Consider the following 10,293-nt stretch of genomic DNA (forward strand, 5'->3'; position numbering starts at 1 on the left):
ACGGAACAAACACATGAACAACAGATGGAATTGCTAGAGTAGTAAGCGGAAGGTGAAAGTAGCCCCCCTTACAGGGGGCATTCTCAAAAGCCACCTTCTAAGAAGGTGGTCTTTTACTTTTATATCCTGGTTACTGCTCCGTTGCTGGCATTGCCGCGGTGGTCTGCTGCGACTTACTGGCCTGCTCTTCGCGGAATTTCAGGTTATCCCAGATGCGGAAGAATGGGTAATACATCACCAGCGAAATCCCGAGGTTGACGATTTGCAGCACCGAACCGGAGATATGTCCGCCGGTCGCCAGGTATCCACTGACCACAATCGGCGTCGTGAACGGCAGCGCAATTCCGGCCGGCTTGGCCACTAAACCGGTGGTCATCGCCACGTAGGAGACAATCACCAGCACCACCGGCGTCAGGATAAACGGCACCACCAGGTACGGGTTCATCACAATCGGAATACCAAATACCATCGGCTCGCTGATGTTAAACAGGCTGCCCGGTGCGGCAATTTTACCGAGCTGTTTCATCTGCACGCTGCGGCTGCGGAGGATCATAAAGATAACCAGCCCTAACAGCGCCCCGGTACCACCCGGCGCAATCCACAGGTCGTAGAACTGCTGGGTGATAATGTGGGGAATTGGCAAACCGTTCTGGAACGCTTCCAGGTTTTCGGACATGTTGCTGAGCCAGACCGGGCGGATAAACACCAGCACGATGGTGTCGCCGTGCAGGCCGAGCATCCACAGAATGCCAATCAGCAGCACCGAAATAATCATCCCCGGCAGCGAGCCGCCGACGTGGCTCATCGGAATGCCGACCAGCTCGGTAATCATGGTGTTGATATCGCCAAACGGCGTTGCTTCTACCAGCAGGCGCAGCGCCAGCACCACCGCCAGCACGCAGAAGCCAGGGATCAGCGCGAGGAAGGATTTTGCCACCGCCGGTGGAACACCTTCCGGCATGCGAATAACCAGGTTGCGGTCGTTAACAAAGCGGTAGATTTCCGTTGAGAGCAGGGCAATCAGGATAGCCACGAACAATCCCTGGCTGCCAATCTGGCCCATCGGCATCACGCCTTTCACCAGTTGCGCCACATCGCTGCCCGAAGGGGTAAACATGATGTGCTGCGGAATGGTCATCACGAAAGCCACCAGAGAGACGGCCCCGGCGGTCAGCGGGTCGAGGGTGCGGTACTTCTCTGCCAGGCGGTAGGCGATACCGAAGCTGGAGATCAGCGCCATGATGTCGTAGGTCGCTTTCACCGGATAGAGCACTTTTTCCTGCCACGTTGGGCCGAAAAGCTCGGTCATCAGCGTGCCGTAACCCGGCACCGGCAGATAGGCGAAGATCAGGAAAAACGAGCCTATCAGCATAAACGGCATGTTCAGGATGATCCCGTCACGCACCGAAAGCACATGTTTTTGTCCGGCGATTTTGAGCGCGGTCGGTAAAACGTATTTATCTATTATCGACTTATTCACAGACACCCCCTGCCCGGCGCAGACGTTGCCGACCGGGCTATTGTTGTATTTATTGTTGGCTAAACTGCGGCAGCCACGCTTTATTGATGGTGAGTACTTCATCGACCAGCGCCGACGCCAGATTCACATCGGCGACCAGCGGGTTGGCGACCAGCGCCAGCAGCGCTTTTTGCTTATCGCCATATACGGCGGCATCAATGGTCAGACGCTCAAAATCCTTCACCTGCTGGGTCAGGCCGTTCATCAGCGGCGGCAGTTTGCCAAAGGCCAGCGGATGCGCGCCCAGCGCATCAATCAGGCAGTTGGTTTCTATCACCGCGTCGTCCGGCAGTCCTTGAATGGCACCGTTGTTGGTGGTGTTCACTACCATCTCAATGCCAAGATTGTTGTGCAGTGCGTTTATCAGCTGTACCGCCACTTCGGAGTAGAACGAACCGCCGCGCTGACTCAGCTCCTCTGGTTTCTTGTCCAGATGCGGGTCGGCGTACAGTTCGAACAGCGACGCTTCGACCTTCATCACCTGCTCGGCGCGGGTGCCTTTGTTATCGGCATCCGCCAGCTCGTCTTCCAGCATGCTGCGGGTCTGCCAGAAATAGCGGTGATACGGGCAGGGAATAGCTCGCAGCGCACGCAGTAGCTCCGGTGGCCACGGAATGGCCTTGATGTTGTTCATCGACAGCTGCCCGCCGTCGCATAGCATTTCGATAACCTCGTCGGTCGCATCGCGACCCGCGGCCAGCACCTGATGCACCCAAACCATATGATTCAGGCCGGCAAAGCGCAGCGAGACGTCGCCGTAAGGTAGCTTCAGCATGTCAGCAATCATGTGGTGCATAGTGACCGGCACGTTGCACAGGCCGATAATCTTCGCTTTGCTGTGGCGTGACACCGCTTCCGTCACAATGCCCGCCGGATTGGTGAAGTTGATGATCCATGCTTTCGGCGCCAGACGTTCAACGCGTCTGGCGATATCCAGCATCACGGGAATCGTGCGCAGCGCTTTGGCGAAGCCGCCAACGCCGGTGGTTTCCTGGCCCAGCAGCCTGTGACTTAAGCCCAGACGCTCATCAGCGGCGCGAGCTGGTAGCTGGCCTACGCGCAGTTGGGTGAGCACGAAGCTTGAGCCGGTAATCGCTTCATCGGCATCGAAGTGAACCGATACCTTCACCGACTCCAGACCGTTGCGATCGAGCATGCGGCGGGAGAGGGCGGCGATAATCTCGACCTTTTCTCGACCCGCTTCGACATCAACCAGCGCCAGCTCCGCCATTGGCAGGGAAGCATGACGCGCAATTAATCCTTCAACCAGTTCCGGGGTGTAGCTGCTGCCCCCGCCAATCACGGTAATTTTCATTATTCTCTCCGAGGCCTTAGGCCATCAGTTGGATCGCTTTATCGAGCACGCGATCGCCGCGCATGGTGCCGTAATCCATCATGTCGATCACTTCGACCGGCTTGCCCAATGGCGCAGACAGTTCACGCAGACGAGAGAGTTCGAACTGCACCTGCGGGCCGAGCAGTACCACGTCGGCCTGTGGCAGCATGCTTTCGATTTCGGCAACCGGATAAGCGTTAATCTCGACCGCCAGCGCCCGCTTTTCGGCTTCGGCACGCATCTTTTGCACCAGCATGCTGGTGGACATCCCGGCGGCGCAGCACAACATGATCTTTTTCATGACAACTTTTCCCTCACTTGAAAACATATTTCACACATTAGCCGTTTTACGTAGCATGTATGAAAATTATTTTCATGAGTGTGATCGGCGTTAAAATATTGCTTTACGGTATGTTATCCGCGTGAAAGTGTGATCAAAGTAAGAAAAACGAATAGTTGTCGCCCAAATTCCGAAGGTGTCAGCGTCAGTTGATCGAATGAATTGAAAAATAATTTCAATAAATTATGATGTTTTTAACGAGCAGAATTTGCCGACATTAGGACTCTCTGGTTATGGATATTGTTTATCAGCTGGTGAATGGGCTATCGGGTCTTCCTGCGCAGGAATCCCGGCTGGCGCGCTTTTTCCTCGATAATTTTGCCCAGATACCTGAGGCAAGTATTGAAGAGCTGGCGGCAAAGGCGGGCGTGAGTCCCGCGACGTTACAGCATTTCTCGCGCAGCATTGGCTGTGCCGACCTCAATGACTTTATTGGCCAGGTGCGCCATCAGCAGCAGGAGAATCGTTTGAAAACGACGGCGGCGCCGATGCTCGGCGACGCGGCATGGGTGGACACCGGTACGCTGCAAAAGCTGGCGAAAAATGCCGGCATTGGCAGCGAGATCCTCGATCGCTTCTCGCACTCCATCGGTCGCGACGGCAGCGATGACATTCTGAGCCTGATCCGCCAACGGCTACAGGACTTCAGCCAGCAGGAGTCTCGCGTGGCGCAGACTATCCTCAGCGACGTGGCGTTTGCGGCTTCGGCGACCATCGACCAACTGGCGACGGCGGCAGGGGTCAGCCCGGCGACCATCACCCGCTTTGCCCGCGCCGCGGGCTGCGACGATATTCGCGATTTGCGCATGAAGCTGGCGCAGGCCAGCGCCCCGGTTGCCAGCGGCGATATGCCGGGGCCGTGGCGTGAGCGGCTAAACCAGATCCAATATTCCTTGAACGCGCAGCTTCACGAACTATCGCCAGCGTCGGTTGAGCGGGCGGCAAGCCTGCTTAAACAGGCGAAAGCGGTGCATATTTTCAGCGCCAGCACCGCCGATAACCCGTTCGCCAGCGTGTTGCAGTATCGCCTGCTGACGCAGGGGTATCCGGCAAACGTCTGCCAGGATCCGGCGTTAATGGGGATTACCGCCTCGATGCTTGGCGCTGGGCAGGTGCTGGTGGTCTTTGCCGGTACGCCGCCGGGCAGCGCGTTGATTGCCGCCGTACATCAGGCGCGCTGGGCAGGGGCGGATATCATCGTGATTGGCCAGCAGGAGAGCGCGCTCAGCCATCAGCAAAACGTCACGCTACCGCTTAACGACGCGCGTTATGGGTCGTTGCTGATTGTCGATTTGATATGTGATTCGATGTAACTTCGGCATCGTTGCGCCCGGCCTGTAGCCCGGCCGGGCGCAGCGACGCCGGGGCGGCTTAGAACGCCGTTTCTAACGTATCCAGCACGTTATACGCATCATCAACCAGTAGCAGCGCCTTCCATTTGTCGAACGTCAGGCAAGGGTGCGAAGTGCTGAACACCAGAATATCTCCCACCTTCACGTCAACGTCTGGTGCCAGCTTCAGCATGGCGTGCTGGTCCATAATGCCGGTGGTTTCAATGCTGTTTGCCGCCAATGTGACTGATTTCCCCGCACGATAATGGGCAACCGGCTGCGGTAACCCGGCATCGAACGCGCTGTCGCGCTTGCCGAAATTGACGATTGCCCGGCCGCTTTCCGGCACCGACTGCACCATTGCCACCAGTTCCAGCGCAGAAACCAGATCGCCGCCGAGGTCGCAGGCCGTCTGGTCGCGTGCGACGATTGCGTTCTGCGCTTCCAGATAGATCCCCGCATCGTGGGTGATATAGCAGCCAGGGCGGATCACCACCCGGCAGTTGGCCGGTTTCGGCTCGGCAAGCCAGACGTTACACACCACGTCATACCAGACGGAGCCCGCGCCGGTGAGGATAAACTCGCCCGTTACATAGCGTTCAAGCTTGCAGGCCAGCGCGGCGGCATCGCGCAGTAGCGCTTCCACTTTCGGCTGCGGGTTATCGCCGTGCAGCACGCCTTCATACAGCTCAAGGCCGCGCAGACGCAGCGCCGGTAAGGTGGCAACCTGCTCGGCAAGTGTGAGCGCCTGTTCTGCGGTTCGGCACCCGCAGCGGCCGCCCGGCACGCCCAGTTCCAGCAGAATATCCAGCGTCTGGTTTTGTGCGGCGAAGAACGCCGAGAGCGCACGGGCGTTATCGATACTATCGACGCAGCACAGGTAATCTACCGCCGGGTATTCCGTCTTGATTCTGGCGATCAGCGCCATATTGGCCTTGCCGACGAGCTGGTTCACCATCAGCACGCGTTGGATCCCGCTTGCCGCAGCAATGCTTGCCTGCCAGGCGCTGCCCACGCCAATGGCCCAGGCTCCCGCTTGTTGCTGCTGTGAAAAGATCCACGGTGTCATGGTGGTTTTACCGTGCGGGGCGAGTGAGACGCCACGCGCATCGGCGTAGTGCTGCATCCACTGAATATTGTTGGTTAGCGCCGTTTTTTTAATGACCGCGGCGGGTAGGCAAACGTCTTCATTGAGGATGTTTGTTGGGGTAAAAAGCGTTGCGGATTTGTGGGGTACGATGAGGCTTTCATGGTATTTCATAACATAAATCCTTCTGGTTTTTAGTTTATATCATGAATCTTTGATTATTTATTTTATTGTAAATAAAGTGTTTTTATTGTTTTCGTTGATTTTTATGAATAAAAGTATCATTAATTAATGCATGTTTTGCGTAGTCTTTCACTGTTTTCAGCGCTTGTAAATGGTCAAATTCAAGGCAGGAAACGACAGGGGTAGAGAAGAGATGCAGTTCGATTATCTGTTCAGGAACGTCACGGTTATCGACGGTAGCGGCGGCCCGCAGTATCGCGGCGATGTTGCCATCAAGGGCGATCGCATTGTGGAGATAGCGCCCGCTATTGACGGGCAGGCGCAGCATGAGATTGACGGCTCGGGGCGCGTGTTGGCACCGGGGTTTATTGATGTTCACACCCACGACGATATTAACGTTATCCGCATGCCGGAGTACCTGCCCAAAATCAGCCAGGGCGTGACTACGGTTATCGTCGGTAACTGCGGGATCAGCGCCGCAAGTGCGACGATCGCAGGCGACGTACCGGATCCGATGAACCTATTGGGCAATGCGGAACAGTTTATCTACCCGACGGTTAACGCCTACGCCGACGCGGTCATGCAGGCGCGTCCGGCGGTGAACGTTGGCACGCTGGTCGGTCATACCGCGCTGCGTAATAACCAGATGGACTCGCTGTTTCGTCCGGCCAACTATCAAGAAATTCAAGCTATGCGCAGGCAGCTACGGTTGGCATTGCAGGAGGGCGCTTTAGGACTCAGCACCGGGCTAGCCTATGCCACCGCCTTCCAGTCGACGACCGAAGAGGTGATGGCGCTGGCGGAAGAACTGGCGGCGGAAAATGGGATTTATACCACCCATCTTCGCTCAGAGTTTGAACCCATTCTCGACGCGCTTGATGAAGCGTTCCGGATTGGCCGCCACGGCAAGGTGCCGGTGGTGGTCTCGCACCACAAATGCGCGGGGGCGAATAACTGGGGGCGCACCGTGGAAACCCTGGCGCTCTTCGATAACGTCCGCCAGCAGCAGGACGTTTCCTGCGACTGCTATCCGTATTCCGCCAGTTCATCGACGCTGGATATGAAGCAGATTACCGCCGATTTTGACATCGTTATCACCTGGTCGACGCCGCACCCGGAGATGGCCGGGCAGACCTTAAAGCAGATTGCGCAAAGCTGGTCGCTTACGCTGGAAGAGGCGGGCAAGCGGTTGATGCCTGCTGGCGCGATTTACTACAACATGGACGAGCAGGACGTGCAGCGGGTGCTGCGCTATCCGTTGACCATGGTGGGCTCGGACGGTTTACCGAATGATCCGATGCCGCATCCTCGCCTGTGGGGCGCGTTCCCACGCGTGCTGGGGCACTACAGCCGCGATGAAAAACTGTTCCCGCTTACCGTCGCGGTGCACAAGATGACCGGTCTGTCGGCGGCGCGTTTTCAGCTCACCGACCGCGGGCTCATCAAGCGCGGCTATTTTGCCGATCTGGTGCTGTTTGACCCAGAAACTATCCGCGATGTCGCAAGCTTCAGCGACCCACAGCAGCACGCCGCCGGTATCGATGCGGTGATGGTCAACGGGGTGATGAGTTATGGGCAGAATTACCATGTTATCGGGCGCGCCGGGCGATTCTTACGCCGGTCAGCCGGAAAAATTAAGGAGCAGCAATAATGAGCATTAAACGTTATGGCGTCGGCGGCAGCACCGGCACCGGCGGGCAGTCTCTGCCGTTTGCCAAGGCCGTTGAGGCCGGAGGCTGGCTGTATGTGTCCGGGCAAACGCCGATGAAGGATGGTGAAGTGGTGGAGGGCGGCATTGTCGAGCAGTCGCGGCTGGCGATTCAGAACTGCGTGGATATTATGCAGGACGCGGGATACAGCCTGGCGGACGTGGTGCATGTGAAGGTGTATCTGACCGATGCGCGTTACTTCCAGTCCTTTAACAAGGTATTCCGTGAGTTCTTTGCCGATCATCCACCGGCACGCGTGTGCTGCGTGGCGGATTTGGTGGTGGATTGTAAGGTTGAGGTGGATTTGACCTGTTACAACGCGGAACGGGTGAAGTAACTTGCGGGGTGGTGCGGGCTGTACCCTCACCCCGGCCCTCTCCCTGGAAGGGAGAGGGAGAAAAGCGGGCTCATTTTAACTCCGAAGCCTCAATCGCATTGTCCAGATCACTGATTTGCTCGCTCGCGATGACGTGGTACCAATGCCTAATGTGGTATTGATTGATGGCATCGCAAGAGTCAGGTCTGTTGTATCTAGGCTATCGAGAGTGTCACACAGCGCAGCCGGCACTGTCACGTTGGTTATGGCCAAAGATGTGGGAAGCTCGATTGCCGCTGTGTCATTTCCCCGGCAATGAACATCCCAACCAATAGATAACTGAATTGGGGCTGATGGATCTGTGTAAGTGCTAACAAGCTGTGCGTGCAAGTTCGACGTTGACGCAATGCCATCAAGGCTGGTGGACCAGGCGGCTATCTGCGATACATTGTTTGATACCGTGCTGGGTACTGGATGGCAGCGCCAGAGCTTGGAGAGTACTGACTAAAGTAGTTGCCTTGCTCGCTGTTATCACGCTTTTGGTATAACTCGGTGCGGTGGTTAATCCACCAGAAGCAACGAGCTTTTTATAAGCGTCAAGTTGGTTTGTTGTTGAAAGCATCGTTAACCTATATTCACCAGCGCGTCGCCACTGGTAACTGTTGAGCCACAGGAGACCGGATCACCCTCACAAAAGACGGACTGACCGGCGATAGTGATCCAGGGATGCGTTGATTGAGCGATACCCACGTGAGAGGTATTTCCGTTTGAATGAGATGGGTAGGTATTGCCTTGGACTAAAACACCAACGCCGTTGACCGTAACAAAGTCCACGGCTTCAGTTGGTGGCCGGCAAGGGAACTTACCGTGCCCGAAGCAAACAGATGTTTTGACTGCAATATTTGACACAAAAAAGCCTACAGTTGCTGAACATGTGGGCAGTTTATGAGTAGTTACATTTGAGATGCGGGGATTTTTGGTTTTTTGTTGTCATTACCTAAAGATCCCCCCTATTTTTTGTAATGCTTTAGATGAAGAGGTAAGTTAAAGTATCTCTTTATCCAATTTACTTACAATGGAATAATTTAGACGATGGTACTTCATACGTATAGAATAAATGAAAACCTAAATCTTACGTTGTCACAAAATGCCCTTGATCATGTCCTCCATGGGGATGTTACTGATAAGGTATTCCCAACAGATAATGGGCGAATTGTTAAAAAAGTAATCTCTGGTGGATTACATACCTATTCAGGATGGCAAGCATATTTAAGTAGATCTCCAGAACTGAAAAATATTATTCTCTATAATAATAAAAACGATGGTGAATGGTTCTATGAGCGAGAACTTCAAAATGGCACGATCCTATTAAAGTTGCCCGAGTCAGTTTTTACATCTAAAGCAGCAAAGATAACATTATTTCCTGAAAATAACTACAAATCAGGTTTTCTTTGGAAAACACTATTTCCAAAGACAATTGATGAAAGCAATATTCTTGATTTGCTGAATGATGCTATGTTAAATATCAGCAAGCCGGAAAGTCGTGATGGTGAGTTAATCTGTTATTATAAACTTGACGAGCCATTTAATTGTATGAGGATCGCTGTTCTATATCGAGACGGTGAAATCAATTCATTCTATCCTACGTGGGCCCAACCCAACACCGGAAACAATGGGAAACCTTTCTCATTTTTTGATAACATAGGCCATGTTATCTCTGAATCTTCAATGGTTAATGAATCTCTAAGACTTAATGTTGCAGATGTAGGGATGTTTTCTTATTTGTCTACACTTGCTGATATTCAAGATATTACCCCTGAACTATTTATTAGTCGACGTGCTGTAACTAATAACCTTGAGGGGTGGGAACAAGAGAGAATTGAAAGTATACAGTCATTTGTGACGAATTGTAGTTTTAGCGAAATAAATGAGATATATAACTATGTGAACGATGAGGGGGTATCTAAATACCATGACCTTGTTTCACAGACCGCGTACTCACATTTTTACCCGAATATAAAATTATCATTAGGCTTTTTCAATGCAATAAGTTTTAACCAGAATCTAATTGAAGGGATTATGGTTTTGTTTTATTACGATCAAAATAATCAATCAAAATTGTATGCAAATACAGTCTTGAATTTAATTGATAATATGTTTACTGCCCCATTGATGGATATGTGGGCGAAAAAGAGGATTCACTACACTATTGCTAATCTTACTTTAGACTATCACGATAAAAACTTCCCTGCGGAATATATTGATTGCCTTGCAACGTCACCAACTCGACGAGAGTTCTTTTCGGAATATTTCTATGAGAGTTATGATAAGAAAAAAAACTATAACTCCATTAGGTGACCTGCCCCCACGATTAGATACAACACTCAGTTAGTAACGTCGGAATCTTCATTCTCAGAATGACCCTTTCTCCAGCCCGCTGCAAATTCAGACGGTGTCTGATAATTCAGCGTG

General features: G+C 53.3%; 8 protein-coding genes. 4 read left to right on the forward strand and 4 right to left on the reverse strand.

Annotated features, from left to right (window positions below):
* Positions 1-130 precede the first annotated feature (130 nt).
* Genes celB through RDN66_RS20805 form a run of 3 tightly spaced genes read right to left on the reverse strand, consistent with a single transcriptional unit; the run spans position 131 to position 3,156 of the window.
* Positions 131-1,480 (reverse strand): PTS cellobiose transporter subunit IIC, encoded by a 1,350-nt coding sequence (celB, locus tag RDN66_RS20795; protein WP_227675110.1) that lies wholly within the window; start codon positions 1,478-1,480, stop codon positions 131-133.
* A 49-nt stretch (positions 1,481-1,529) separates the two neighbouring features.
* On the reverse strand, positions 1,530-2,834 hold the full coding sequence (locus tag RDN66_RS20800) for a 6-phospho-beta-glucosidase (RefSeq protein ID WP_202216512.1): 1,305 nt from the start codon (positions 2,832-2,834) through the stop codon (positions 1,530-1,532).
* A 16-nt stretch (positions 2,835-2,850) separates the two neighbouring features.
* The gene (locus tag RDN66_RS20805; RefSeq protein ID WP_106925318.1) at positions 2,851-3,156 is read right to left on the reverse strand and encodes a PTS sugar transporter subunit IIB; all 306 of its coding nucleotides are present in this window, start codon (positions 3,154-3,156) and stop codon (positions 2,851-2,853) included.
* 272 nt (positions 3,157-3,428) lie between these two features.
* On the opposite strand from RDN66_RS20805, the gene RDN66_RS20810 reads away from it, so the two are divergent.
* A complete protein-coding gene (locus tag RDN66_RS20810; protein WP_202216511.1) occupies positions 3,429-4,508 on the forward strand; it encodes a MurR/RpiR family transcriptional regulator in 1,080 nt (359 codons plus the stop codon).
* 58 nt (positions 4,509-4,566) lie between these two features.
* Here RDN66_RS20810 and RDN66_RS20815 read toward each other — a convergent pair whose 3' ends face one another.
* Positions 4,567-5,787: an amino acid deaminase gene (locus RDN66_RS20815; RefSeq protein ID WP_308538156.1), complete on the reverse strand. Its 1,221-nt coding sequence runs from the start codon at positions 5,785-5,787 to the stop codon at positions 4,567-4,569.
* A 202-nt stretch (positions 5,788-5,989) separates the two neighbouring features.
* Here RDN66_RS20815 and RDN66_RS20820 point away from each other — a divergent pair, with 202 nt between their 5' ends.
* The 3 genes from RDN66_RS20820 (at position 5,990) to RDN66_RS20830 (ending at position 10,179) form a co-directional block, all read left to right on the forward strand.
* Positions 5,990-7,447, forward strand: a complete 1,458-nt coding sequence (locus tag RDN66_RS20820; protein WP_308538157.1) for a D-aminoacylase — start codon at positions 5,990-5,992, stop codon at positions 7,445-7,447.
* On the forward strand, positions 7,447-7,842 hold the full coding sequence (locus RDN66_RS20825) for a RidA family protein (protein ID WP_035896012.1): 396 nt from the start codon (positions 7,447-7,449) through the stop codon (positions 7,840-7,842). The genes RDN66_RS20820 and RDN66_RS20825 overlap by 1 nt, the downstream gene beginning before the upstream one ends.
* Before the next feature lie 1,071 nt (positions 7,843-8,913).
* Positions 8,914-10,179: a hypothetical protein gene (locus RDN66_RS20830; RefSeq protein ID WP_308538158.1), complete on the forward strand. Its 1,266-nt coding sequence runs from the start codon at positions 8,914-8,916 to the stop codon at positions 10,177-10,179.
* Positions 10,180-10,293 lie beyond the last annotated feature (114 nt).

Origin of the sequence: uncultured Kluyvera sp. (assembly GCF_902485085.1) — a bacterium.
Lineage (GTDB): Bacteria > Pseudomonadota > Gammaproteobacteria > Enterobacterales > Enterobacteriaceae > Kluyvera > Kluyvera ascorbata.